Raw genomic sequence first — 24509 nt, 5'->3', positions numbered from 1 at the left:
GGATCATAGATCGGGCAGGGTCTGCGCAGCGAAGCCCCAGCCTTTGAGCTTCCCCGCGCGCTCCCCCAATATTTCGGCATCTCCAATTTCGTAGGGATGGGCGTCCTGCAAATCGTTCAATTCGTCCCAGTCGACCGGTATGGCTACGGGCGCGCCGGCGCGTGCCCGCGCCGAGTAGGGGAGGATGGCGGTGCTGCCGCGCTGATTGCGCAGCCAGTCGATGAATATGCGATCCTTGCGCTTGGCCTTGCTCATCGTGGCGACAAAGCGATCGGGTTCTGCCGCGCTCAAGGCCTGGGCGAAACGGGCGGCGAAATCCTTATGTGCGTCCCAGTCGTGGGTGGGGCTGAGGGGGACGACGACATGGACCCCCTTCCCTCCCGACAGCATGGCGAAGGAGATCAGACCGATGTCGCGCAGATGATCGCGAATATCCTTTGCCGCTTCACGCACCCGTGCAAAATCCATGCCCTCGTCGGGATCAAGATCGAAGATCATGCGATCGGGCTTCTCGACGGCATCGGCACGGCTCGCCCAGCCATGAAATTCAATCGTACCCATCTGGACGCAAGCGATCAGGCCTTCGGCATCGTCGACATAGAGATAATCTTCCGAGCCGCCGTCTTTCTCGCGGATCGCAACATGGCGGACATGGTCGCCAAAGGCGCCGCTGTCATGTTTCTGGAAAAAGCATTTCTTCGCGCGGCCCTGGGGGCATCGCACAAGACTGATCGGCCGATTGGCGGCGAAAGGTAGCATCAGCGGGGCGATCCGCGCGTAATAATCGGCCAACTCCCCTTTGGTCTGCCCGCTCTCCGGGAAAATCACGCGCGCGCGATTGCTGATCCTGATGGCTGTGGCCGAAGGAGGCGTTGGGGCCGCTTTTTCGGGCTTGACCGTCTTTGCCAACTTGTCGCTTCGTAGCCCCAGAAAACTGCCATGTCGCACGAGACCCTCCCTTGTGAACTCGGCAAAACCGACTTCCGCAACGAGCTTGGGTTTGACCCATTGGACGCCGCGCGCTTGGGCGGCGGAAATGATGATCTGCGACGTGCCGGTCGCAATCGGACTCATGGCCTCGGCCAGGTCGGTCATTGTGGCGGCATCGAAACCAGTGCCGACCTTGCCCTTATAGACCAGTGCACCGCCTTCATGCTGCGCCAGTAGCAGGGAGGAGAAGGCACGCCCTTTTACCTTGCTACGGGTCCAGCCGACGATCACGAATTCCTGCCGACGAGTGCATTTGACCTTCACCCAGGCGCGTGTCCGTCCGCTGCGATAGGGCGCATCGACGCGCTTTGCGATAATGCCTTCCTGCCCGGCCTGACAAAGCGATCGGTAGAGCTTCTCGCCCGAGCCGATCAGGTGATCGGCAACGTGGATCGGTTGTTCTGCATCCGCCAATAAGGCTTCGAGCCGCTCCTTTCGCTCGATTGCGGGGAGAGACTTCAAATCCATGCCGTCAAATGAAAGAAGATCAAAAGCGAAGAAATGGAACGGCGTGTCGGCTCGCTCCGCGCCATGGCCCCGTTTCAACACCGCCTGCAGCGCCGAAAAACTGGGATTGCCGTCAGCGTCAAAGGCGATGATCTCGCCGTCGATCAATGCAGGCGGGAGGTCGAGCGCTTTTATGGCTCCGGCCAAAGGACCAAATTTGTCCGTCCAGTCCAGGCCGCTGCGCGTATATATTTTTATCGCTTCGCCACTGACTGCAACGAGCGCGCGATATCCGTCATATTTGATCTCGTGCAGCCATTCGTTGCCGACCGGTACATGGTCGACCAAAGTTGCAAGCTGCGGCTTGATGAAGCGCGGCATAGCCTCCGTTTTGGCGATCGCCTTCACCTTCGTCCTGCCGATCTTTGCATTATGCGCGTTTGCCGCCTGCATCCTATCCGTGAATGTCTTGCCCCTGGCGCCTTTCAATGACTGCGTGCCGGCGATGTCCCCGGCGATTTGCGCCATCGAGCGGTCAGTCAGAACACTTGTCAGCGCGCGCTCGACCAGATCGCCATTCCGGCGGGCTTCGCCATCCTCAATCTTGCGGAGCAGCCAATTCTCGCGCTTTTCGCCCGCGCGCCCCTTCATCCGCACCAGCAGCCATTCCCCCTTCATCCGTTCGCCATGCAGGATGAAATGGAGATGGCCATCCTCTATATCCTTCGCGCTCTTTCCCGGGATCGGTTCCCACCAACCGCGGTCCCAGAGCATCACACTGCCGCCGCCATATTCGCCCTTGGGAATATTACCCTCGAAACTGCCATAGCTCAGAGGATGATCTTCGGTGCGGACAGCAAGCCGCTTGTCATCGGGATCTAGGCTCGGCCCCTTGGTGACGGCCCAGCTCTTGAGCACGCCATCGACTTCCAACCGGAAGTCCCAGTGCAGCCTTGTGGCGGCATGTTTCTGGACAACGAAACTGTTACCGCCTTTCTTTGCCATCTTGCCTTCAGGCTCGCTGGTGCGATTGAAGTCCCGTTTGGCATTATAGGAGGCAAGGGGATGGAGCCGGCTCATTCGCCCGGTCGCTCCTCGGACGCGAGCCAGCGCCGTTCCACAAATCCCAGCAGGCTGAGCATGAGGATCGCGACGAGAGTGGCACTGGCGACCAGGGGCCAGAGGGCAGCGCCGGAAGCGATTCCGATCATCGACGCCAGCCAGATATGGGCTGCCGTGGTCAGATTCTTGATCTCACCCTTGCTGAATATGATGAGGCCAGTCGCTATGATGCCCGAAAATGCGGCAGAAGCTTCGAAGACTCGCAGGGGATCTATATTCCCCTCGCCTTGCAACTGATTGTGCAGCGCGATTGCACAGACAGTCATAAGGGCGCTGGTGAAGCAGATGAGGCCATGGGTGCGTAGCCCCGCTGCATGGCCGCGTAACTGTCGATCGAGCCCCAAAAGCAGGCCGAGCAGAGCAGCAATGCTCAGGCGCAGCATGACCGGCCCGTCGATAAGGTGGAGCGGGGTATCGGGATTCAGCGTCATCACGCGCTTTTGCGCTTGGCTGCAGTCGCACGTCTATTGCCAGTGTCTGTCGGCGAACCGCTTTTCGACTTCTTCTTCGTCGCGGTGGTACGAGCCGTTTCTCCTGCTGACTTCTTGAGCGCCGCCATCAGGTCGATGACATTGCCGCCCTTGCGCGCCGGCTCATCGTCCACCTCTTCTATTATCCGCTTCCCCTTGGCCTTTTTCTTCTTTTCGATCAGGCGATGGAGCGCATCGACATAGCGATCGCGAAACTCTTCCGGCTTGAAGGGCGCCGTTCGCTTGTCGATGATGCTGGTAGCAAGATCGAGCATGTCCTCATCCGCCGTATCGGCAGGCAAACCTCGGAAATATGTCTGCGCCTTGGTTACCTCGTCGGCATAGCGCAGAACTTCCATGACCAGCCCCCGTCCACAGGGTTTGATCGATACCAGCTGTTCCCGTCCACGGACCGACAATTGGCCAAGTCCGACCTTCTTTGCCTTTCGCAGCGCATCCCGCAGCACCGCATAGGCCTCTTCTGCGAGGTCATCGGCGGGTACGACGAAATAGGGCTTCTCATAATAAAGAACGTCGATCGCATCGGCCTCGACAAACTGGACGAGGTCGAGGGTCTTGCGGCTCTCAATCTTGACCGCTTCGATTTCCTCCTGTTCGAGCAGCACATAATTGCCTTTTGAAAGCTCGAACCCCTTGAGGATCTCATCTCGGTCGACGGGCCCCACGCCGCTCACGACCTTTTCATAATGAATGGGTTTGCCGGTTGGCTCGTGAATCTGACGAAAGCTGACCGCCGCACCCGATTTGGTTGCGGGATAGACTTCGACCGGGATGGACACCAGTGCCAGCTTGATCTGGCCCTGCCAAAATGCGCGTGCAGCCATGTGCGACCTCCCCGATGAGAGCGTGCAATCGGCAAGTTGGTTCCGTGATAGCCTCCAACAGAAAGCCGACAGCACAGCTTCGCCATTCCCATGGGGTGGCAAGGCAAATCACTCATCTTCATGTTGCTACCATCTGGCACCGGCACCTGATCGGGGCGTGTCGCTGAACTTTCGTGCACGCGGAAGTTGCACAGCAGCGGCATCGCTCAGCCAATTCTCCCTCGATCCGCAGAACCCATTACGCGCCCAGGTGTTCTTTCCGCGAAGAAGGGATGGGCGCGTTCTGCTGATCCTGGCCCCTCAAGGAGATGACACATGCCGCTCAAGGCGCTGGCGCTTAACTGCACGCTCAAGGCGGACTCCCGCCAGGAGAGTTCGACCGACGCGATGATCGCCGTGTTGACGAGGGCCTTCAACAAGAATGATGTGACGGTCAGCGAAACGGTCCGGGTTGCAGCCCTTGACATCAGGCCAGGCGTTAGCTCCGACGAAGGGGATGGCGATGCGTGGCCTGGACTGCGCGAGAAGATACTCGCTCATGACATTGTGATCTTCGGAGGACCGATCTGGATGGGGCAGATCAGCAGCATCGCCAAACGCGTCCTGGAACGGATGGATGCCTTCCTCTCCGAGACCGACGATGAGGGTCGGATGCCGAGCTATGGGAAGGTCGCTGTCGCAGCAATCGTGGGTAATGAAGATGGCGCCCACTTCTGCTCCGCTCAGCTGTTCCAGGCTTTGAACGATGTGGGCTGGACGATCCCCGCTGTTGCGGCCTGCTATTGGGTCGGCGAAGCGATGGGGGCGGTCGATTTCAAGGATCTCGGCGAGACGCCGGAGGCGGTAATGAAGACGGCGAAAATGGTCGCCGGCAATGCCGCGCATCTCGCAAGCCTGCTTCAGTCCAGCCCTTATCCAGGCTGAACGCGATGGCCGGTCTGTCACGCCAAATCCGCGAGAATATCGTCCTCTATGGCGCGCTTTTCGCCAATGTCGGGATAGCGGTCGCCAAGTTCGTGGCGGCGGCGATCAGTGGCTCTTCTTCCATGCTGACCGAGGGTGTCCACTCGCTGGTCGACAGCGGAAATCAGGTTCTGCTGCTCTATGGTCAGGCAAAGGCCAGACGTCCCGCCGACGCCACCCATCCCTTCGGCTATGGCCGCGAACTCTATTTCTGGGCCTTCGTCGTTGCGATCCTGATCTTTGCCGTCGGCGCGGGCGTTTCGGTCTACGAGGGCTGGTTGCACATCGCCGAACCTGAGCCCTTGCGTGATCCGACGATCAATTATGTGGTGCTGGGTGTTGCTGTGCTGCTTGAAGGAACAAGCTGGTTCATCGCGGTGCGCGAATTCAACGGCAAGCGCGGTGCCAGCAGTTGGTGGCAATCGATCCGCCGATCCAAGGATCCCGCCGGGTTCATTGTCCTGTTCGAGGACAGCGCTGCGCTGATCGGCCTCGCCATTGCAGGCATCGGCGTCTGGGCCAGCCATTATTTCGCAAATCCACGGATTGACGGTTTTGCATCGATTGCCATTGGTCTCATTCTGGGTGGGGTCGCTATTCTGCTTGCGCGCGAAGCCAAAGGCCTGTTGATCGGCGAAAGCGCCGACCCGGCGATCATTTCGGTTCTATGGACCATTCTCGCCAAGCGGTCGCAGATCAGCGCGGTCAATCATGTCCGTACGATCCATACCGCGCCTGATGCCGTTTTCGTAGCGATCAGTGCTGATTTCGTCGACGATCTGCCGATGGGAGATGCAGAGCGTCTGATCGAGGATATTGAACGCGAAATGAAGGCTTGCGTCCCCGATCTGACGTCCATTTACATCCGGCCGGAAAAGCAGTCGGATGCTGTGCGACAAACACCGCCGGCCTAATTTCCTTCCTCGCGTCCAACAGGCGGGATGAAGCTCACCTGTGCCAACCGCCAGGACCTGTCCTCACCCTCCGGCCAATAATGGCGCGGGTGACGACATTCGCCCGGTGGATGCGTGTCATGCACTTCGGCCCGAATAAGGCGGCCGGTTTCCCGCAGCCGTATCGTGGCACCGGGAAATTCAGCGCTGAGGCGATCACACAGACTTTGCGCATCATCCGAGAGATCAGTGCTGGAAAGCGCCCTTGGCGCACCATCGACCAGTTCTGCCGTGGAAGAGCGCAACGCCTTGATACCGTCATTGAGGACATCGAGCGAAATGATAGCTGCTGCCAACGAGTCAGCCCACCACCAGCCAAGCCCCAGCCCAATGACACCGGCGAGCCCCGCCGCCCCGGTCAGCCAATTGGCCTTGTTCATGAGTGCGTCGGTATGCAGCAGCTTGTCGTTGAGAGCCTGCGCCAGCGGAAGTTCCTTCCGGCCGATGAAGAGCGGCGGGATGAGGGAGTAAATCTGGGCGGCGATCATCAGCCATCCCAACCAGATATCATGCCCCAGAATGACGATCGATCCGACGGTCGCGTGCTCCTGCGAGCCCAGCGCCATCATCGCATTGTAGAGGAGCAGCGCGCCGACGGCAGTCAGTGCAACAGCCGCCACAAAGAAACCAAGGCCGTTGACCCGCTCGAAACCGAAAGGAAAGCGGCGCGATCGATGGGCGCGACGCTCCAAATGCGCGGCGATCAGGAACATGACAGGCGGAACCAGGCCCAGCGTGTCCTCTATCCACGCGGTCTTCATCGTCTGGCTCTGACCAAGCACTAGGCCCATCGTCACGATGATGGTTAGGGTCCAGAAGATGTTCCAATATTCCAGGCGCACCGCCCGCGCCATCGTCTCGCGCAGTTCATCGGGAAGACTCGTATCGCTCATTCGTCGCGCGCCTCCTGCGAAATCGCGCGGCTCGCACGCTCGACTGTCATGATCCACCGGTTCTCGCCGTTGCGCATGGCCGCCTTGAGTTGCAGCGGCGTGTCTTTCGTTCCTGTCGTCGAGAGAGGCGGACCAAATGCCACATCCATCGCCCAGGGGCTCTCGGCCGAAAAACGTCCGATCACCAGGTCAAGCGTACCGTCGTCAAGCTGCTGGAAAAGTGCCTCGCCCGCGCCTGTCCGCCATTGTGCCTTCGCGCCGGTTCGCCGCTCAATTTCATGTACCAGCGTCCGGACTTGTGCGGCTTCGTGCACAGTTGGATCGGCGAGTGCGACCGTGAAGGTTCGTTGCTCTGCAATCCGCTTCGATGTGCCGGCCGGATCGCGAGGCAATATATCGCATGCGGCGAGGAGAGAAACGGCAAGGATTATCGCGCGCTTCATTGTTCGCGCGTCCTGTGATCGATGCGAATGTCGAGGCGGCAAGAATGAAATTCATTTCGAGCCCGGTCGACTTTGCCAGCCTGCCAGGCCTGGATCATCTGTGCTGTTAGAGTGGCATCGGGGATATTGTCGCCGCCACAGTCCTGCGCTTTCGTGGGCCGTGCCCTGAGCGAGCTCGCGTCGAGGGCCGCTGCTCCGCGCGTCGAAGCACAAACGAAGGCAATCGAAGAGCGATTGATGATTGGGGATGCTAACTGGGCGGTTTCCGTCCTGCCGCTGAATAGGGCTGCGCTTTGCGGGACCAGAGCATCGCGCATCTGGGCATTTGCCTCTTCCATATGTCTCGCCGCCTGGGATGATCCGGCTCGCCTCCTCGGCACGAAGAGGACACCATCACATTCTTCGGAATAGTTGCAGGCTGATAACGTCTGGCAGCGAAAAAGAGCCATCGCTCTGGCGGAGAGGCTTCGCTGAAAAACGACCGACCTCGGATAGGGAGCTCATCTCCATGTCATGATGGTGGAGGGCGATCATCTGCACCCTCGCAAAAGTTCATCGATATACTCGGCTACCGCCGTTGCGGCGGCGCGCAGCGGCTCATCGATATGGATGTAGCGCTGCGTGACGCCGCGGGAGGCGTGTCCCAGCAGTGCCGCAATCGTGAGTTCGGAGTAGCCAAGCCCGCCGGCGACACTTGCGAAAGTGTGGCGCAAGACATGGGGTGTCACGCCTTCGAGTCCTGCTCGATGGCAAATTCTATCCAAGACCCGCACTATGCCGATGAAGTGGCCATCTCCCCAATCGGCTGGGAAGAAATATCGCGAACCCGAATCGGCCTGCGCCGAAAGAAGCTGGAGAGCAGGCTGACCTATCACGCGTCGTTGCGCCCCCGTTTTTGTCGTCCTGAAGTGAATCGCGCTCTCCTCATCAAGGAGCCAGTCGCGCTCAAGACTGAGTGCTTCGAGCCGACGAAAGCCAGTCAGCAACAGCAATCGGATCACGGCTATCCCGGTAGGATGCTCGTCATCTGCCTCAGCTTCTCTGAGCGCTATGCCGAGCTTCCTGATCTCAGCCTGAGAGAGCCACCTCATTTTGGGCGTGCTCGCAATTCTGCGAATGCCCCTCGCGGGATTTTTGTCGATTTCGCCAAGTCGCACGGCATGTTCGAAAATCGAGTGAAGCGTAGACATGCAGCGCGAGGCTACGCCTTCGCCGCCTTTGGTGGCTCCCCCACGACTGCCCACCCTGGGCTTGGAGGTCGCACCAGCAGCGATGTCGGCTTGGGCGCCTTCGATATCACCGAGCTTCAATGTGGCAATTATTCTGTGGCCTAGCAACGGACGGATGTGGGCATCGACACGACTTCGATCCATCGTCAGAGTGGATGCCTTGATCGGTTTGCGGCTTCTGCCGATGATTTTGCCGGCTGAGGCTCGCTCAAGGTACCAGTCACAAATCTGGTCTACAGTATAGCCCTGCCCGCTCGACCGGGCATCCTCGACAGGGTCTCGCCCATTGGCGACATCGCCAAGGATGATGCGAGCCTGCCGCCTGGCTTCCTCCACGGTCATCAACCCGAACCGACCAATCACCTTTCGACGGCTCTGTCCGTTCGGCAAACGGTACTGAACGACGAAACTTCGCCGGCTCTGGCCGATAGAAACACCGAAGCCACGCAGCTCGCTGTCCCACAGAAGATGATTCGAACCCTTGACCCCATCTTTCGAAGGTTTCTGAGCTTCGATGAGCGTTTTTGTGATTTTCGCCATGATTTCAGTCGCCTGCCAAATGACCCAAAAATCTGCTTACTTTTTCCGGATTTCGACCTGATTTTGCTTATTTTATAAGTCCTGGAGGTCAAATCCGGGCGTAGGGCAGGATAACACTGACGAATCCCGATCGCAAATAAACGGCAGAAATGCGTGCTTTTTGCCGTTGTAGCGTAAAATCGAAAAAGACAGAAAATACGCTTCGGGCGAATTGCCAAGGTTGGGGTCGAGGGTTCGAATCCCTTCGCCCGCTCCAGTTTTCCCAGAAATCGATGCGATAATCACCCTTCGGGGGCAGCAAGGCCGCGTTGTCTTATACGCTTCCTTCTGCGGCCACGCGGCCCTGATCTGCCTGTGGCCCGCCCTGTCATGTGGTCAAGGGCTGCCAATGGCGATAAGCCACCAGCCCCATTCCCACCGCCCTTGTCGCACAAATGAAAGAATGCGCTTCTAGGCGCGATGCATTCCGCAATTCCCCGTGCGGTCATGACCATCAGGGGCGATCGAGGTGATCTGGACACGGGACGATGGCCGCATGCTGGCCTATGCCTCCGGCAATTTCGGCAAGGCACTGGTTTTCAGCGGCGCGGATCTGACGATATTGTTCCTGCTGAGCGACGTGCTGAACCTTGGCGCGACGACGGCGGGATGGCTGATGCTCGCCGCGCTGTGCGGCGACCTGATCTTCGATCTGCTGGCGGCGCGGCTGACGATCCGCCTGCGGCATGTCGGCAAGGGCTATCGCTGGATGGTGGCGGTCGCAGCAACGCCCTGCGCGATCGCCTTCGCCCTGCTCTATGCCATGCCGTTGCTTGGCGCCCGACAGCTATGGATGCTGGCCATGGCCTTGCTGATATTTCGGGGCGCCTATGCCATCATCGACGTGCCGCACAATGCGCTGATGGCGCAGGTGACCAGCGACAGCAGCGCGCGGGGCCGTGTTTCGGGCTATCGACTGCTGTTCAGTACGGCGAGCGCGCTGATTGTCGCGACCTTGTTGACGCCGCTGGTGCAAGATGCGGGCAATACCCGGTCCTTCGATCGGCTGGCGCTCACCGGCGCGGCGACGGGCGCCGTCTTTGCCCTGACGATGATCCTGTGCGCATGGACCTGCGGCGGCGACGCAAGCGGTGATGCGGCCCGCACCACCCGGCAAAGCGCAAGGCAGGACGGCATCGACATCCCGTTTCGCGACCCGATGGTCGGGGCACTGGCTCTTCTGGCCCTGCTCACCGGATTTGCCGCACCGGCATTCGGACGCTCCCTGCTCTATATCGGCAGCTATGTCGTCCGCCGCCCCGATCTTGTCGCAACCTTGCTGCTGGCCGTGACGATCGGCCAATTCGCAGGCGTGATCCTGTGGACCGCGATGACCAGACGTTTCAGCAAGAGCGCCCTGCTCGCCATGGGTCATGGAGTCAGCATCATCGGGCTGGCGGGTGTTGCCGCCTGCCTGTCCTGGCCACCTGCCCTGGCCATCTGTGCGGCGGTGATCGGCGTCGGCCTCGCCAGCATGTTCATGCTGCCATGGGGGCTGCTGGCCGATGCCGTCGATGTGGTAGAATGGCGCCATGGCAGGCGCTTCGAGACGGGCCTGTTCGCCTTCTATCTCGTCGTGGTCAAGGCAAGCGGTGCCGCCTTCTCAAGTCTGACCGGCTGGACACTTGGCCTACTGGGCTATGTGCCGGGGCAGGCACAGACTGCGGCAGTCCAGGCCGGCATGCTCGGCCTGGGACTGGGCATTCCTGTCCTTGGCAGCCTTTGCGCGATCCTGCTGATGCGGCGCTTCGACCTTGGCCATGCCCGCCATGCCCGGCTGCTCGCAGCGCTGGCATGGCGGGAGGAACGCGATCAGTCGGGCGCCGATCCGGTTTCCGGGTTGAAGCGCGGATTGGAGAAATCGAGCGGCGCGGGCACGACCCTGACCGGCGGGCTGGCGCTTTCCGCCCAGGCGCGGCAGAGCATGTCGCGCAGCATGGCAGCGCCGGCAGCGGTCCGTTCATAGACGAGGGCGCGCACATCCTTGTCGGTGAAATCGGCAAAGCCGTCCCGCTTTTCCAGCTGATAGACATATTCCATCCGATCGCCGGCCTGATCCAGGAAGGCGAGGATCGCGTCGAACATGTCGCCGTCGCGATGGCCGGGCGCGCCGATGCGCGGCGCGATGTCGGCCACGGTCAGCTTCATGCCATCGACGAACTGGCTTTCGAAGCGGCCATGGATGCTGCGATCACGGGTGTAGCCGCTGGGATTGTCGCCGCGCCAGCCATCCGAATGGATCGAGTCATGCAGCGGCTGGGCGCCGTCACCGATATAATGGCCAAGGCGGATCGTCTGGAAGGCGCAATGTTGGGCCGGGACGGATATGTCGCCCCCTTCGGCCTGCGCCTTGCGGACATGGCGCATGCAGACGACGAGCCGGTCGTAAGCCTCGATCGCCGCATAGGGCAAAGTGCCGGTCCAGCGGACATTGGTGCGCGCGGCCGTTGCCGGATCGCTGTCCTTGATCGTCTCATAGCGCTTGTAGAGCGCCAGGATGAATTCGTAGCGCGAGCGCGGGATCGGCTTCACGAAGCGGAACTGCTCGCGGAACCAGCCATGATTGGGGTCTTCCTCCATCTTGGAGAAATTCTCCGAATCCCCGCGCCAGCTGTCGGGCAGCGAGGCGGAGGCGGCGATATAGTCGGTATAGGCCTTGAGGAAGACGGGACCGTCCTGCGGGATGGCGTCGAGCGCGGCACGATCGATCACTTCATGGGCGGTGCCGCCCCAAGCCATGGCGGCGCCGGGGCTGAACGCCAGCGCACCGAGCGCCAGGGCCAAGGTCAGTTTACGTGTCATCATGCCTCCCTTCAGGGGTCGAGCGGATCGCGCGGATCGACCCGCGCGGACAGGCGCGACGGGCGAAACAGCAATTCGGTGGGGGTCAGGCGCGCGCCGATGGCACCGGGCTGATAGCCCAGTTCCTTGTCGTTGCGCTGCGCGAACAGGGGATTTTCGATCATCGCGCTCTGCCCCGGATTGCAGACGATGAGCGTATCCTTGTCCAGCGGCGCCGCCATCGCCATCAGCAGGCGGGTGGCGTTGCGCAAATTGGTGGTGGTGTGCCGGGCATAGGGCTCGATGATGATGGCATCGGCCGGCACGCCATAGCGCTCGATCAGCGCCTGGCGCATCTCCTGCGCCTCGGCAAAGCGGGTCGCGCGCGGATGAGCGCGGCCGCCGGTCAGGATGAGGAAGGGTGCATCGCCATCGGCAAAGCGGTTGGCGGCAAGACGCAGATGATATTTCCCAAACGGGCTCAGCGGCATGCCGTCGACTTCCGGGCCGACGCCGGTGACGATCAGCGCGCTGTAGCGATAGCGTTTCCAGTCGATATTTTTGGCCCGCGCCATGGCGGGGGCGTTGAGGCCGCCGGTCAGCGGTTCGAAGCCGATCGCGTCGGTGCGGTCGCTGACGTCGAGCAGCGCAAGGGCATAGTCGATGCTGGAATCCAGCGCCTGGGCCGATCCCTTGCGCGACGTCTGCGCGATCCAGGCGGCGGCGCGCAGCCGGGCCTGGCGCTCACGCGGCTCGATCGTGCCGGCGCCGTCAATATCGGGATAGGCGGGCATCTGCCCCAGCGCATAGCTGCGCAGGATGGCGTTGATCCCCTCCACCTCGCGGCGGATCTGCGCACCGGCCCCATCGTCGGCGACCGGCACGTCACGCAGCGACAGCGCAGCCTGCACCATCAGGGCGATTTCGGTCGGGGTCCAGATATGGGCCTGTGCCACGCAATCGACATCGCCGGCACATGCCGTGCGGCGATCTTCGCGGGCATGGAGCAGCGCATCCATATCCGGCCGGGCGCGGAAAGCGGCAAGGGCGGCCGGATCGTGTCCAAGGGCGTCCAGCACGGGAAAGAGGCGCCGCGACAGCGCCTCCGTCACGGCGTCGCGCGCCGCCCCGGCCAGAGCCGGGACGGGCGTGATCGCCACCGCCGCCATCGTCATCAACGACGCCGCAACGCGGCCGAGGCGGCGGGCCATCACCAGGACTTGCTGATGACGAGGCGGAAGTTGCGACCGAAGATCGGGCGGCCATAGATCGCCTCGGCACTGCCCTGACCGCTCAGCGAGTCGGTGCGGGTATTGCCTTCGGTCAGGCCATGGGCGTTGAACAGATTGTCGCCCACAATCTGTGCCTGCCAGCTGCCATGGCGCGCCGTGATGCCGGCGCCGATCGTGCCATAGGCCGGCAGCGCGGTGTTGTTGTAGAGGTCGACATAGCGCTTGCCCATATAGGTGTATCGTCCATAGACCGACACGTCGGTGTCGCCCGTCTGGAAGTCGAAGCTGGGGCGGATATTGCCGTAGACCTTGGGCTGGCGGACGATCTGGTTGCCTTCGGCCTGTTCCGGATCGGCGCCGGTCGAGCTTTCAAAATTCTTGTATTTGGGATCGCTGATGGTGAGCGCGCCGTTGAGCGAGAACCAGTTGGTCAGCGCCAGCTTGCCGTCGAATTCGACGCCCTTCACCTGCGCCTCGCCGATGAAGGGCACGTTGACATCGTTGCGGCCCGTGGTCGGATCATAGGCCAGGAAGCTGGCGTTCAAGGGATCGAAATTGGTGTAGAAGCCGGTGACGTAGAGATAGGAGCGGCCGAAGGCGAGCTTCAGCCCGGCCTCGAACTGGTCGGCCTTGGTGGTGATGATTGTCGGGTTGATGCTCATCACCGTCTGGACGTTGGGCGGCGTTTCGAGGTGCGATGCGCGGCCATAGATGCCGACATGGCTGGAGAAGTCGTAATTGGCGCCGACCGTCCAGTTGGTGACGTTGGGCTTGAGTTTCTGGTTCAGGATCACGCCGGTGAAGGCACGCGTGCTGTCGTCCGCCAGGGTGCTGGAGTCGCCCAGATTGGCCGCCTCGGTCAGCGCGGCCCAGCCCTTGTAGCTGTAGCGTTCGTGACGGATGCCGGCGTCGATGCGCAGGCCCGGCACGATTTCCCAGGTGTCGTTGGCGAAGACGGCGAACATCTTGGCGTCGCTGTCGCCCTGATTGAGGGTGGCGGCATAGTTGAGCACGCCATTGTCGGTGACACGGCCGATTTCCGCGCCGGCGGCATTATAGGCGACCAGGTCCAGCGTGCGCGGCTTGCCCGCCACCTCGATCAGGTAATTCTGATAGAGGGTGCGGCTGTCCTCGCCATAGAAGCTGCCATAGAGGCCGAGCTTGAGGTCATGGGTGCCAAAGCCGGTCTCGAACTTCTTGGCGACCGACAGATTGGCCTGGGCCGAATAGAATTTCGAGTGGATGTCGCGATACTGGCCCTGCATCACCAAGCCCGACGCCGCATAGGGATCATAGACGGTGTTGGTGCCGGCCAGCGTATAGCCGAAATGGTCGACCGCGCCGAAAGCCGTCGTGGCACGGGCGAGATAGCCTGCGGCAAAGGCGTTGCCGTCGGCCGGGTTGGTGGTCGAGTAGAAGGCGCTGAAATCGAGCTTGCCCTGGGTGTAGCCGGCCTTGGCCGAGACCAGCCAGCCGTCGAAATCGCCATCATATTGGGCGCCGAAATTGACCATCTGCATATGGCGGCCATCCGACAGATCGCCGGTGCGGCTCTGGATCTGGCCGGTGCCGTCGCGATATTTGAGGTTCACGTGGCGCAGCGCCGGCGAATTCATCGTGCCGTCGAAATAGTCGATATATTTGTCGAGCGAGACGCTGGGATCGCGCGGGTCGGAAATCGGGATCGGCAGATAGAAGACGTTGTGGTCGTTCACATAGTTGAGGTTCAGCTTGATCGAGCCATTGTCGAAATCATGCTTGATATTGGCGCGCAGCTGGCCGCCCTTGTCATTGGCGAAGCCATTGTCGCGATAGCCGTCATGATAGCGGATGAAGCCGCCGATCGCATAATAGGTGTCGTTGCCGAGCGGCCCGGCCTGATAGGCGTCGAGGCGATAGAGGCCGGTGTCGCCCAGCGTGACCTGCGCCTTGCCGCGCGCTTCGTCGCTGCCGGTCACGGTGATGGCATTGATGATCGCGCCCGAATAGCTGGCATAGACCGGGGCCGGGCCGCCGCGCACGACTTCCACATGGTCGGTCATCAGATCCTGTTTCAGGATCGCATCGCCGCGGAAGAAGACGCCGTCATTTTCATGGAACAGCGGCAGGCCGTCCTGCTGGAAGCTGACGAAGCCGCCATCATTGGGCAGGCCGCGGATGCGGTAGATATTCTGCACTTCGCCGCCGGTGATTTCGGTCTGGAAACCGGGCAGCTGGCCGATCAGGTCGGCGAAATTGACAGGCGCGATCTTCTCCACATCCTCGGCCGAGATGGTGTTGATCGCATAGGATACGTCGAAGCGGCGCTGGGCGCGGGTGGAGCCGGTGACGATGATGTCGTTGGGGCCGTTGCCGGCATCGGCGGCCGCTTCGGCGGCAGGCGCGGCGTCGGCGGCGGCCTGCGCCAGGGCGGGCGTGGTGATGGTGCAAAGCGCGGCAAGCGCCGTGCCGGAGGCAAGGAAAGTCTTGAGCATGATGCGTCCCCTCTGAATTGGTCGGGGCGCCTCTGGCCGTGCGATATGACATTTTTAATTATTGTTGTGAAAATAAATAAATCGCCATAACCGGTCGTCGCTTTTCACCGATAGCGGGATCGATCATGCTATTTCCCACCCTGGACAAGGACCAGCGGCGCATCCTGCAGATGCTGCGCAAGTCCGGGCCACTGTCCCGTTCCGCGCTGGCATCCGCGCTGGAAATCAGCGGGACCGCCCTCACCCGCCTGTCGCGCGACCTGATCGGGCTCAATCTGGTGGAAGAAGTGCCGGGCGCGGAAGCACAGGGCCGCGGGCGCCCGGCCATTCCCCTGCGCCTGGCCGGCCATGGCGGCTATGCGGTCGGCGCGACGGCGCACAAGGGCTTCATCGACATCGCCCTGGTCGATTTCACCGGCGCCACCATCGCCACCCATCATGAGGCCGTTGCGCCGATCGATCCCCAGGGTTTTGCCCGCAAGGTGCGGCGCATGACGCATGAACTGGTGGACCGGCACGGCCTGCTGGGACGCCGCATGCTGGGTCTGGGCGTCGCGGTGCCGGGACCATCCCTGTCGCCGGCCGGCGATCGGTGGAGCGTCGTCGACGTCCTGCCCAACTGGCGCGATGCGCCGCTGCGCGACATATTGTCCGCCGAAATGGGCTGGCCGCTCTGGATCGAGAATGACGCCAATGCCGCGGCGATCGCCGAATATTATCTGGGTGGCCTGCTGCGCGATTTCGGCACGATCGTCGTGCTGCTGCTGGGCTTCGGCATCGGCGCCGGCGTCATTGTCGACGGGCGGCTGATGCGCGGTCAATATGGCGTGGCGGGCGAGATTGGCTGCCTGTTTCCCGGCCATCTGCCGCGTCCCAGCCCGCTGGACCTGCTGGCGATGCTCCGCAACAATGGTTGCGACCTATCCTCGGTCGCGGACATTGATTTCCATGCTGCCGACCAGGCACCGACGATCGACATCTGGCTGGACCGGGCGGCCGAGCAATTGCAGATGGTCAGCAACACGGCCTTCGCCTGGCTCGATCCAGGGGCGATCGTGCTGGCCGGCACATTGCCATCGACCATCCTGCAGGGGCTGGCCGATCGCCTGCATCAGGCGGACCTCGTTACCACGGTCCATCATCGCCGCCCGCCGGTCAGAATATCGAACCTGCATGGATCGCCGATCACCTTCGGTGCGGCCCTGCTGCCGATCCATGCCCTGTCGGCCGAGACATAGGCTTGGCGCCGGGCCGGTGACCGGCGGCAGTGCTGAAAACGGGCCACGACGCGGCTCCATGGCCATGAACCACAGAGTACGCGCTGCCGCCGCTATTTCACCTCATTGCGCAGGCAGGGTGCCGGGCCGCAAATAGGGGAACATGTGGGCCACATAATCGACCTTGCCCAGGTCCACGCCCTGTGCCCGCAGGATCGCGTAGGCGGTCATGATGTGGAAATAGAATTGCGGCAACGCCCAGTCGCGGACAAATTGCCCGGCGGTGAGGTCGAAGATCATGCCTTGCGGCAGTGCATGGGCGATCGGCGCAGCCGGATCGATGGGCGGCGCATCCGCGGCAAGGCTTTCCACGATCGCAATCGTCTCGGCTATTCTCGCCTGCGCGTCGGCGATCGATCCGGGATGCTCGCCCGCGTTGCGACCTTCATCGAGCAACTGCCCGACCAGCGGCGGGAAGGCTTCGCCGCGCAACCGGTACATGCCCTCCTGCGCCTGGACGCAGGCGAAGCGGATCTGGGTCGACAGCGGGAACATGTCCGGCGACAGCCGCGCGCCCGGCAATGTTTGCGCCGTGCCATCCTGCGTCCCGGCCTCGGCCTTGGCCAGCCAGGCCGACAAAGCGCCCAGCATCTGGACATAAGTGGGGGCAAGAATATCCGGCAGAATCATGATCTTCTCTCGTTCAGGCTGATGAGCGACCCTAGGGGTGATCGGGCCGTCTTGTGATGGCCGGCTCAGCGATCCGGCACGACCTGCATGTCGTAGACCACGACCTTCTGCCACAGATGCTCGCAGGATTTGACGAAGGCCTGATGGATTTCGTGGTCCTGATAGACTTTCTGGTCGACCGCATTGTCGAAGACCATCAGTTCCGACACGTCGAAGGAGGAATCGACCACGTCGCGCTTTTCGGTGCTGGCGGGCACGCCGATCTGCAGGTCGCGGATCACGGAGATCGCGCGCAGCGTGCCCAGGCCGGCGATCAACTGGTCGCGATCGGCCTGGTTGCCCGGCCGCTTCAGCCAGAAGAAGACATGATGGACCAGCTTCGCCTGAATCGGGGTCGCGGCCTGGGCCGAGGCCTGTGTCGAAGACAGGGCCATGCCCGCGCCGCCCAATGCCATCATCGCCGCCAATTCCCTTCTGCTCGTTTCCATGATGCTCCGTCCCCTGTCGCTGAAAGGGCGGCGATCCGCGCCACCCGGTGAAACCCTAAGTGCTGGCCGGCGCGATCGACGCGCGCTGCACCAGTTGATGGTCGAATATCTCGTCGCTGACGCGCATCCCGCCCTTGCCGAGCGCGCCGATCAGGCATTGGGTGGCGCGAAAGGCCATGTCCTCGACCGGCTGGCGGATCACGGTCAGCGGCGGCCAGACGCGCGAGGCGAGGATGGTATCGTCAAACCCGGTGACGCTCAGATCATGGGGCAGGGTCAGCCCCATCTGTCCGGCCTGGGCGATGACGCCCGCCGCCAGATCGTCGCTGCTGCACAGGATCGCGGTCGGCCGGTCGGGCCGGGCGAGCAGCGCCTGCGCCGCCGCCATGCCGGACGCATGGTCGAATGCGCTGTGCTCGACGATCAGGCTATCGTCCACGCGCAGGCCGGCATCCTGGAGGGCGGCGTAGAAGCCGTCGAGCCGGGCGGCGACCACGCTGTAATGATCGGGGCCGGCGACATAGGCGATGCGGCGATGGCCATCGGCGATGACGCGCCGGGTCAGCGCCTCCATCGCCGCCTGATTGTCGATCCGCACCGTCGATATGCCCGATAACGGCGTGCCGGTGGCGATCGCGGCGAAAGGCACGCCGAGCGCCGGCAATATCGCCGATCCGCTCAACTGCTCGGCAAAGGGGGGGATCAGCAGCAGCGCGTCGGCGCCGCTGCGCACCAGTTCCTGGGCAATGCGTTCGGCCTCGTCCAGCGTCACGCCATCGCCGTCGCGCAGGATCAGTTGCAGTCCATTGGCGTTGGTCGCGCGCAGCGATCCGACCAGCACCGCGTCGAGAAAGGGCGTGCGCCGATTGCTGTAGATGAGGCCCACCGTCGTCGCCCGCGCCTTGGCCAGGCGACGGGCGGCGAGATTGGGAACATAGCCCAGTTCCGCGATCGCCGCCTGCACCGTCGCGACCGTGGCCGCGCTGGCCCGGCCGGCGCCGTTGATGACGTTGGATACCGTCATCGCCGACACGCCGGCCCGTTCCGCCACGGCGCGGATCGTCACGCCATTTTCCCGCCGCCGGGCCATCAGAAGCTCATCCTCATGGCCCCTGATAGCCGGTTTTGCGGCGCAGCACAGCGTCGGGAGTGGGCCGCCCCTGTCAGACCCGGCCTGCCTTCATTTCCTTGACCGCATGATCGACCGCGCGGGCGGTCAGCGCCATGAAGGTCAGCGACGGATTGACGCAGGAGATAGACGCCATCTGCGCACCGTCGGTGACGAACAGATTGCTGGCATCATGCGCCTGGCTCCACTGGTTGAGCACCGATGCGCGCGGATCGGCACCCATGCGGGCGCCGCCCATTTCATGGATGGCGTCGCCCGGCACATGTTCGCGGACCGAACTGGTGACGTTGGTCAGGCCCGCCGCACGCAGCATCTTTTCGCCCTGTTCGCGGGCGTCCGCCATCATCCGCATCTCATTGTCGCGGAAGGTGACGTTGAACTGCATCAGCGGCATGCCGAACCGGTCGGTCTTGTCGGGGCTCAGCGCGACATAATTATCCTCATAGGGCAGGCATTCGCCAAAGGCGCCCATCTGGAATTTCCAGCCGCCATATTTGCGCATGCCCTGCTTCATCGACGCGCCGAAGCCGACCGGCTTGGACGGTTCGCGATAGGCGCCACCCTGATAGCCATAGCCGCGCTTGAAGCCGACATCCTCGCTGTCGCCATTGTTGCGGAAGCGCGGGACATAGATGGCGCCGGGGCGGCGGCCATATTCGATGAACTCTTCCATGCCGGGGATGTCGCCCTTCACGCCGACGCGGAAGATATGGTCCATGACATAGCGGCCCAGCGTCCCGCTGCTGTCGAAATGGCTCTTGCCGCTGCCTGCCGGGCGCGAGTTCATCAGGATCTGGGTCGAGGCCAGCGCCGACGCGCACAGGAAGACGAGCCGCGCGGTCACGGTTTCGGCCTGTCCGGTTTTGGCATCGACGAAGCGCACGCCGCTGACCTTCTTGGTCGCCGGATCATAATCGAGATTGGTGACGACCGCGTCGGACCGCAAGGTCAGCCGCCCGGTTGCCCGCGCAGCCGGCAGGGTGACCGCCTGGGTCGAGAAATAGGCGCCGAAGGAGCAGCCATTGCCGCACTGGTTGCGCAGCTGGCATTTGGTGCGGTTCTGCTCGGGCTTGTCCTCGGTCATGTTGGACAGGCGCGCATTGATCATCTTGCGACCGGGGAACTGCGTTTCCAGCCGCTGCTTCATCCATTTTTCCGCGATGTTCATCGGCATCGGCGGCTGGAATTCGCTGTCGGGCAGATAGGCCAGATTCTCGCGCGATCCCGATACGCCGATATATTTTTCGACATAGCTGTACCAGGGGACCAGATCCTCATAGCGGATCGGCCAGTCGCCGCCGATGCCCTCGCGCTTGTTCGCCTCGAAATCGGCCGGGCTCCAGCGGAAGCTCCAGCGGCCCCAGATCAGCGACTTGCCGCCGACCGCCGCGGGGCGGATCCAGTAGAATTTGCTGCCCGCGCCATAATCATAGGGGTTCAGCCGGTCATTATTGTAGAAGGCCTGGTTGCTGGGCGCGACATAGCCATGCTGGGCGATGAAATAATCGCTCTGCTTGAGCGGGTCGGGCATGATGTTGCGGGCGGGCACCTCATAGGCGGGCTTGCCGTCATAGGTATAATCCTCGCCATGTTCGACCATATGGCCGCGGTCGAGCATCAGCACCCGCAGCCCCTTTTCCGTCAATTCCTTGGCGGCCCAGCCGCCGCTGATGCCCGAACCGATGACGATCGCATCGTACCTGTCTGTCGAAGCCATGATGTCCTCTCCTGGAGTTTTCTGTCTTGAGGCAGGCCAGTGGTCAGAAGCGCAGCGCGCGCAGCGTCTGGAAGCTCTTGGTGATGTCGGGGATATAGGGCGCGGGCGCCTGGTCATTCTCGACATAGAAATGCTGGACGCCGGCGATGGCATTGAGCTTGAAGATCGCGGCGAAATCGACCGTGCCGCTGCCGACCGAGGTCATGCTGCGGTCCGCGCGCATATCCTTCACATGATAGGAATAGATGCGGCCGGCCAGGCTGCGGATCAGCGCCTGCGGATCCTGCCCGGCATAGATCGCCCAGTAGAGATCCAGTTCGATCTTCACGAGGTCGGGGTCGCACGCCTTCACCAGTTGGTCGAACAGGCTGACGCCGTCCGGCTTGGTGGTGAATTCGAAATCATGATTATGATAGGCAAAGCCCAGGCCCGCGGCCTTGAGCTGCGCACCGAAGCGGTTGATGTTGACCAGCGCGGCCTTCCACGCCTCCGCATTGCGATATTTGTCGACCATATAGGGCAGGACCACGGTGCCCGCGCCCAGCGTCTTCGCCATAGCCACGCTGGCGTCGAACTTGTCGAGCAGCGCGTCATAGCCGATGTGCAGCGACGGGCAGGTGAGGCCCAGCCGGTCCATCGTGCTGCGCAGCAGCTTGTGATCCATGGCGTCATAGCCGCCACCGCCAAATTCGACCTCGCGATAGCCGACCTTGGCAACCTTCTCCAAGGTGGCGACCGGATCGGCGGCGAACAGTTCGCGCACGGTGTAGAGTTGCAGGCCGATGCTGGCGATCTTGCCGGATTTCGCAGCCTTTGCGGCCTGTGCGGCGAAGGGGGAGGCGGCGAGGGCGGCCAGGCCGCCGGCGCCCAGCATCATGGAACGACGGTTGAGGTTCATGCGGAATAGACCTTGTTGACCTGGGAATAGGGGAAGGCGCCGTTATATTCGCCCGGCACCGGCAGATATTCGCGTTCCTGGGTGATCCCGATCTCGGACGTGTAATAGCCCACGATCACCATCTGCCGGAACGCCTCGAAAAACTCCTCGCCCTTGGGAATCTGGTCGTTCATCGCCAGGGTCAGCAGCGCGTCATGCTGTGCCGCCGATGCCTTGGTCGCGGGGATCTTGTAATCCTGCCAGCTGCGGGCATCGATTTCGGCAAGGCCGGCGATGATCGGATCGCGATCCTCCGCCACCGACCAGTCGGCCAGCAATTTCTCGATATAGGCGGGGACGCCAGCCTCGATCGCGCCGGGCGTGTCGGTCGCCGGCAATATGCGTTCGCACAGCGCGGTCATCAGCGCCCGCTGATCGGGCGTGAACAGTTGCAGGCTGGGTGCGCCCTGGTCGATCACGCCAGCGGCCGGCATCACCCCGGCGGCGCGCGCCAGCGGCGCGAACAGCCCGGCGCCGAACATGGCGACCATGCCCGCCAGCGCATGTCTGCGGTCCATCATTGTCCTGCTCCCTTCAGATCCTGTGCGATGGCCTCGTCCGGCAGCGGCCGGACCCAGATGTTGCGGAACGACACGGGGCTGTCATGATCCTGCAACTGGATCGGCGCCTTGTCCCCATGGGCCTGATATTGGGCGATCGAACGCCATTTGGTGGTGCCCAGCATCGCCTGATGATTTTGCACCAGCACGCCGTTCAGCAGCGCGGTGACATAGGCGGGCCGGACCAGGCTGCCGTCGGCGGCGAAGCGCGGCCGCTCGAAGATGATGTCATAGCTTTGCCATTCGCCCGGCTGGCGCGACGGGTTTACCAGCGGCGGCTTCCAGGCATAGACCGCGCCGACCGTGCCGTCGGCATAGGTCGGGTTCTGATAGCCATCCAGGATCTGCACTTCGTAGCGCTGCATGAACCAGATGCCGCTATTGCCGCGATCCTGCGAGCTTTTGGTCGGCGGATTGGGCGACCGAAATTCCAGATGCAGCTGGACGTCGCCAAATTCCTGCTTCGATATCAGGTTGTTCTCGCCGCCGCTCTGACTGCGGGGCGGGATGGTCATGATCCCCTTTTCCAGCGTCCAGGGGCCGCGCTCGCCGCGCCATGCGTCGAGCGACTTGCCATCGAACAGGATGGTTGCGTCGGACGGCGCACCGCCGGCCTGTGCCGCCGGGGTGACGACGGTGGGGGCGGGGCGATCGGGATCATGGACGTGCCAGTTGCCGCCGGGCAGGATCGGCGTGTCCTTGAAGCCCAGCTTGCCAGGCTTGTCTTGCGCCTGCGCCGCTGTGCCCACCAGCAGAGCCGTGGCCAGCGCGATACCCGTCCCTGCAAAGCCAGTCGGGATGATTTTCATCCTCGTCCTCCTCTCATCCTATATTTGGTCGATGGCGCGATAGGCGGCCACCAGCCGGTCCTCGCCCTCGCGTCCGGCCAGCGAATTGCCATGTTCCATGCCGATCACGCCGCCATAATTGCGGCCCCGCAGCCAGCGGACGATATTGGCGTAGTTGATCTCGCCGGTGCCCGGTTCCTTGCGGCCGGGATTGTCGCCGAACTGGATATAGCCGACCTCCGCCCAGCAGGCCTCCAGCGTCGGGATCAGATTCCCGGACTGGATCTGCTCATGATAGAGGTCCGCCAATATCTTGACGCCCGGACTGTTGGCGCCGCGCGCCACCGCATAGCCCTGGGCGATCGACTGCATATAGACGCCGGGATGGTTGGTCCGCGTATTGAGCGGTTCCATCACCAGCGTCAGGCCGTGCGGCGCGACGATGTCGCCGGCGCGGCGCATGCAATCGATGATCCGGCCGGTCTGGATATCCTGCGGCACCTTGCGGTCCATGAAGCCGGTGACGACGGTCGCATGTTTCGCGTTCAGCCGCTTGGCGACCTCCACCGATGTGCGGATGTCGGCCAGGAAGGCTTCGCGTTCGGCATCGTCATTGCTGCCCAGCAGCGGGCGGAACTCGGCCCATTTGGGCATGCTGGCGACGAACACGCCCATGGTCATGCCGCGCTGTGCCAGCGCCCTGGCCATGGCCTCCTGCTGCTCGACCGGACGCTTGCGCGCCTCATTATCCTCCCAGGCGCGAAAGCCCTGGTCGGCGGCATAGGCGATCTGCTCCAGCAATCCACCCCGGCTGGCAAAGCTGCCTTCATGCGGGGCGTAGCCGAGCGAGAAGCGGGCGGCATTGGAGGATCCCTTGCCGGCCGCAGCGGCGATGGCGGGGCTGGCGGCCGCGGCGACGCCGGCGGCGATCAGGTGTCTGCGCGACAGCTTCATGCCACGGCCTCCGCCCGGCGACCGGCGCGCCGGTCGGACAGCCAGATCAGGCCGAAGACGACCAGCAGGATCAGCGGCACGAAGGCGAGGCGGGCGAAGGATTGCGACGCCGCCGCATCCTCCACCGCGCGCAGCGCCGGCCCGGTCAGGCGGGTGAAGGCTTCTGGCCCGCCGGCCAGTTCCACCTTGGCCTGGTCGAACATCTCGCCCAGCCGTGGCAGCACGAAGAAGCTGGCAAGCGCGCCGGCCGAGCCGACCAGCCCCAGCGCCCAGGCGTCACCGCGCGGATAACGTTCGGCCACCGATGCCAGCATCGTCGGCCACATCGCGCATACGCCCAGGCCCCAGACGGTGGAGGCGAGGATGGCGGAGGCAGGCGACTGCGCCTGCGACAGCATGAACAGGCCGATCGCAGCGAGCAGGCTCGATACCCAGAGCAGGCCGGGGTTGGACAGGCGGCCGGCGATCCGCCCGGCAAAATGGCGGAACACGAACATCAGCGCGCTGACATAGACCAGCAGCAAAATGCCGCGCATGCCGACCCGGTTGCTGAGCGCGACGTCGAGCCACTGGCCCGGTGCCAGTTCGGACGAGGCGGTCAGGAACAT

The 24509-nt window shown here is 62.8% G+C and carries 22 protein-coding genes and 1 pseudogene; 4 read left to right on the top strand and 19 right to left on the bottom strand.

All coding sequences use genetic code 11. From position 1 onward, the window contains the following. Window positions 1-3 precede the first annotated feature (3 nt). Genes ligD through CG471_RS04080 form a run of 3 tightly spaced genes read right to left on the bottom strand, consistent with a single transcriptional unit; the run spans window position 4 to window position 3874 of the window. Window positions 4-2517: a DNA ligase D gene (gene ligD, locus CG471_RS04090; RefSeq protein ID WP_048936695.1), complete on the bottom strand. Its 2514-nt coding sequence runs from the start codon at window positions 2515-2517 to the stop codon at window positions 4-6. Next, entirely contained in the window at window positions 2514-2990 is a 477-nt protein-coding gene (locus CG471_RS04085; protein ID WP_037509452.1) for an MgtC/SapB family protein, read from the bottom strand. Before CG471_RS04085 ends, ligD begins: the two co-directional genes overlap by 4 nt. Beyond that, window positions 2990-3874 carry a Ku protein gene (locus CG471_RS04080; protein ID WP_048936696.1) on the bottom strand — a complete coding sequence of 295 codons (885 nt, stop codon included), beginning with the start codon at window positions 3872-3874 and terminating at the stop codon, window positions 2990-2992. The genes CG471_RS04085 and CG471_RS04080 overlap by 1 nt, the downstream gene beginning before the upstream one ends. Before the next feature lie 315 nt (window positions 3875-4189). Between CG471_RS04080 and CG471_RS04075 the strand changes: the two genes are divergently transcribed. Next, window positions 4190-4798: a flavodoxin family protein gene (locus tag CG471_RS04075; protein ID WP_048936697.1), complete on the top strand. Its 609-nt coding sequence runs from the start codon at window positions 4190-4192 to the stop codon at window positions 4796-4798. Window positions 4799-4803: 5 nt separating this feature from the next. Then, window positions 4804-5751 (top strand): cation diffusion facilitator family transporter, encoded by a 948-nt coding sequence (locus CG471_RS04070; RefSeq protein ID WP_048936698.1) that lies wholly within the window; start codon window positions 4804-4806, stop codon window positions 5749-5751. Here CG471_RS04070 and CG471_RS04065 read toward each other — a convergent pair. The 4 genes from CG471_RS04065 to CG471_RS04050 form a co-directional block, all read right to left on the bottom strand. Next, the gene (locus CG471_RS04065) at window positions 5748-6644 is read right to left on the bottom strand and encodes a cation transporter (protein WP_257211416.1); all 897 of its coding nucleotides are present in this window, start codon (window positions 6642-6644) and stop codon (window positions 5748-5750) included. The genes CG471_RS04070 and CG471_RS04065 overlap by 4 nt on opposite strands. Before the next feature lie 35 nt (window positions 6645-6679). Continuing rightward, on the bottom strand, window positions 6680-7126 hold the full coding sequence (locus tag CG471_RS04060; RefSeq protein ID WP_048936700.1) for a hypothetical protein: 447 nt from the start codon (window positions 7124-7126) through the stop codon (window positions 6680-6682). Continuing rightward, window positions 7123-7464, bottom strand: a complete 342-nt coding sequence (locus CG471_RS04055) for a hypothetical protein (RefSeq protein WP_048936701.1) — start codon at window positions 7462-7464, stop codon at window positions 7123-7125. Before CG471_RS04055 ends, CG471_RS04060 begins: the two co-directional genes overlap by 4 nt. Before the next feature lie 192 nt (window positions 7465-7656). Further along, entirely contained in the window at window positions 7657-8895 is a 1239-nt protein-coding gene (locus CG471_RS04050) for a site-specific integrase (protein ID WP_048936702.1), read from the bottom strand. Between the two features lie 535 nt (window positions 8896-9430). On the opposite strand from CG471_RS04050, the pseudogene CG471_RS04045 reads away from it, so the two are divergent. Continuing rightward, window positions 9431-10678 (top strand): annotated as a pseudogene (locus tag CG471_RS04045) (MFS transporter); the annotation flags it as partial. A gap of 68 nt (window positions 10679-10746) precedes the next feature. Here the strand turns inward: CG471_RS04045 and CG471_RS31640 are convergent. From CG471_RS31640 to CG471_RS04035, 3 genes are read right to left on the bottom strand one after another with little or no spacing between them, the layout of a single operon-like run. Further along, window positions 10747-11739 (bottom strand): nuclease, encoded by a 993-nt coding sequence (locus tag CG471_RS31640; RefSeq protein ID WP_306552718.1) that lies wholly within the window; start codon window positions 11737-11739, stop codon window positions 10747-10749. Between the two features lie 8 nt (window positions 11740-11747). Continuing rightward, window positions 11748-12926, bottom strand: coding sequence for a YdcF family protein (locus tag CG471_RS04040; RefSeq protein WP_099230795.1), 1179 nt, complete (start codon window positions 12924-12926; stop codon window positions 11748-11750). Next, entirely contained in the window at window positions 12926-15421 is a 2496-nt protein-coding gene (locus CG471_RS04035) for a TonB-dependent receptor (RefSeq protein WP_017501016.1), read from the bottom strand. Before CG471_RS04035 ends, CG471_RS04040 begins: the two co-directional genes overlap by 1 nt. A gap of 125 nt (window positions 15422-15546) precedes the next feature. On the opposite strand from CG471_RS04035, the gene CG471_RS04030 reads away from it, so the two are divergent. Further along, window positions 15547-16659 carry an ROK family transcriptional regulator gene (locus tag CG471_RS04030; RefSeq protein WP_099230793.1) on the top strand — a complete coding sequence of 371 codons (1113 nt, stop codon included), beginning with the start codon at window positions 15547-15549 and terminating at the stop codon, window positions 16657-16659. 102 nt (window positions 16660-16761) lie between these two features. Here CG471_RS04030 and CG471_RS04025 read toward each other — a convergent pair whose 3' ends face one another. From CG471_RS04025 to CG471_RS03985, 9 genes are all read right to left on the bottom strand, one after another. Then, window positions 16762-17328, bottom strand: a complete 567-nt coding sequence (locus CG471_RS04025) for a DUF1993 family protein (RefSeq protein ID WP_099230791.1) — start codon at window positions 17326-17328, stop codon at window positions 16762-16764. Between the two features lie 65 nt (window positions 17329-17393). Then, window positions 17394-17816, bottom strand: a complete 423-nt coding sequence (locus CG471_RS04020) for a Dabb family protein (protein WP_257211414.1) — start codon at window positions 17814-17816, stop codon at window positions 17394-17396. A gap of 55 nt (window positions 17817-17871) precedes the next feature. Next, a complete protein-coding gene (locus CG471_RS04015) occupies window positions 17872-18906 on the bottom strand; it encodes a LacI family DNA-binding transcriptional regulator (RefSeq protein ID WP_099230789.1) in 1035 nt (344 codons plus the stop codon). A 73-nt stretch (window positions 18907-18979) separates the two neighbouring features. Continuing rightward, a complete protein-coding gene (locus tag CG471_RS04010) occupies window positions 18980-20662 on the bottom strand; it encodes a GMC oxidoreductase (protein WP_004209527.1) in 1683 nt (560 codons plus the stop codon). A gap of 43 nt (window positions 20663-20705) precedes the next feature. Continuing rightward, window positions 20706-21560: a sugar phosphate isomerase/epimerase gene (locus CG471_RS04005; protein ID WP_099230787.1), complete on the bottom strand. Its 855-nt coding sequence runs from the start codon at window positions 21558-21560 to the stop codon at window positions 20706-20708. Further along, entirely contained in the window at window positions 21557-22120 is a 564-nt protein-coding gene (locus tag CG471_RS04000) for a gluconate 2-dehydrogenase subunit 3 family protein (protein WP_004209525.1), read from the bottom strand. Before CG471_RS04000 ends, CG471_RS04005 begins: the two co-directional genes overlap by 4 nt. Then, window positions 22117-22968 (bottom strand): DUF1080 domain-containing protein, encoded by an 852-nt coding sequence (locus tag CG471_RS03995; RefSeq protein WP_099230785.1) that lies wholly within the window; start codon window positions 22966-22968, stop codon window positions 22117-22119. Before CG471_RS03995 ends, CG471_RS04000 begins: the two co-directional genes overlap by 4 nt. A gap of 18 nt (window positions 22969-22986) precedes the next feature. Further along, window positions 22987-23901, bottom strand: coding sequence for a hydroxypyruvate isomerase family protein (locus tag CG471_RS03990; RefSeq protein ID WP_099230783.1), 915 nt, complete (start codon window positions 23899-23901; stop codon window positions 22987-22989). After that, window positions 23898-24509: sugar MFS transporter (locus CG471_RS03985; protein WP_143560140.1), on the bottom strand; the 612-nt coding region annotated here is incomplete at its 5' end. The genes CG471_RS03985 and CG471_RS03990, both read right to left, overlap by 4 nt.

This window comes from Sphingobium sp. IP1, from assembly GCF_002708645.1.
GTDB lineage: Bacteria > Pseudomonadota > Alphaproteobacteria > Sphingomonadales > Sphingomonadaceae > Sphingobium > Sphingobium yanoikuyae.
Note: the sequence above shows the minus strand (reverse complement) of the source record. Positions and strands in the feature narration are given on the sequence as shown.

Coding starts and splice junctions, on each gene's coding strand:
- ligD (WP_048936695.1), bottom strand. CDS start 2,517: ATGAGCCGGCTCCATCCCCTTGCCTCCTATAATGCCAAACGGGACTTC.
- CG471_RS04085 (WP_037509452.1), bottom strand. CDS start 2,990: ATGACGCTGAATCCCGATACCCCGCTCCACCTTATCGACGGGCCGGTC.
- CG471_RS04080 (WP_048936696.1), bottom strand. CDS start 3,874: ATGGCTGCACGCGCATTTTGGCAGGGCCAGATCAAGCTGGCACTGGTG.
- CG471_RS04075 (WP_048936697.1), top strand. CDS start 4,190: ATGCCGCTCAAGGCGCTGGCGCTTAACTGCACGCTCAAGGCGGACTCC.
- CG471_RS04070 (WP_048936698.1), top strand. CDS start 4,804: ATGGCCGGTCTGTCACGCCAAATCCGCGAGAATATCGTCCTCTATGGC.
- CG471_RS04065 (WP_257211416.1), bottom strand. CDS start 6,644: ATGGCGCGGGCGGTGCGCCTGGAATATTGGAACATCTTCTGGACCCTA.
- CG471_RS04060 (WP_048936700.1), bottom strand. CDS start 7,126: ATGAAGCGCGCGATAATCCTTGCCGTTTCTCTCCTCGCCGCATGCGAT.
- CG471_RS04055 (WP_048936701.1), bottom strand. CDS start 7,464: ATGGAAGAGGCAAATGCCCAGATGCGCGATGCTCTGGTCCCGCAAAGC.
- CG471_RS04050 (WP_048936702.1), bottom strand. CDS start 8,895: ATGGCGAAAATCACAAAAACGCTCATCGAAGCTCAGAAACCTTCGAAA.
- CG471_RS31640 (WP_306552718.1), bottom strand. CDS start 11,739: ATGATGACACGTAAACTGACCTTGGCCCTGGCGCTCGGTGCGCTGGCG.
- CG471_RS04040 (WP_099230795.1), bottom strand. CDS start 12,926: ATGGCCCGCCGCCTCGGCCGCGTTGCGGCGTCGTTGATGACGATGGCG.
- CG471_RS04035 (WP_017501016.1), bottom strand. CDS start 15,421: ATGCTCAAGACTTTCCTTGCCTCCGGCACGGCGCTTGCCGCGCTTTGC.
- CG471_RS04030 (WP_099230793.1), top strand. CDS start 15,547: ATGCTATTTCCCACCCTGGACAAGGACCAGCGGCGCATCCTGCAGATG.
- CG471_RS04025 (WP_099230791.1), bottom strand. CDS start 17,328: ATGATTCTGCCGGATATTCTTGCCCCCACTTATGTCCAGATGCTGGGC.
- CG471_RS04020 (WP_257211414.1), bottom strand. CDS start 17,816: ATGGAAACGAGCAGAAGGGAATTGGCGGCGATGATGGCATTGGGCGGC.
- CG471_RS04015 (WP_099230789.1), bottom strand. CDS start 18,906: ATGGCCCGGCGGCGGGAAAATGGCGTGACGATCCGCGCCGTGGCGGAA.
- CG471_RS04010 (WP_004209527.1), bottom strand. CDS start 20,662: ATGGCTTCGACAGACAGGTACGATGCGATCGTCATCGGTTCGGGCATC.
- CG471_RS04005 (WP_099230787.1), bottom strand. CDS start 21,560: ATGAACCTCAACCGTCGTTCCATGATGCTGGGCGCCGGCGGCCTGGCC.
- CG471_RS04000 (WP_004209525.1), bottom strand. CDS start 22,120: ATGATGGACCGCAGACATGCGCTGGCGGGCATGGTCGCCATGTTCGGC.
- CG471_RS03995 (WP_099230785.1), bottom strand. CDS start 22,968: ATGAAAATCATCCCGACTGGCTTTGCAGGGACGGGTATCGCGCTGGCC.
- CG471_RS03990 (WP_099230783.1), bottom strand. CDS start 23,901: ATGAAGCTGTCGCGCAGACACCTGATCGCCGCCGGCGTCGCCGCGGCC.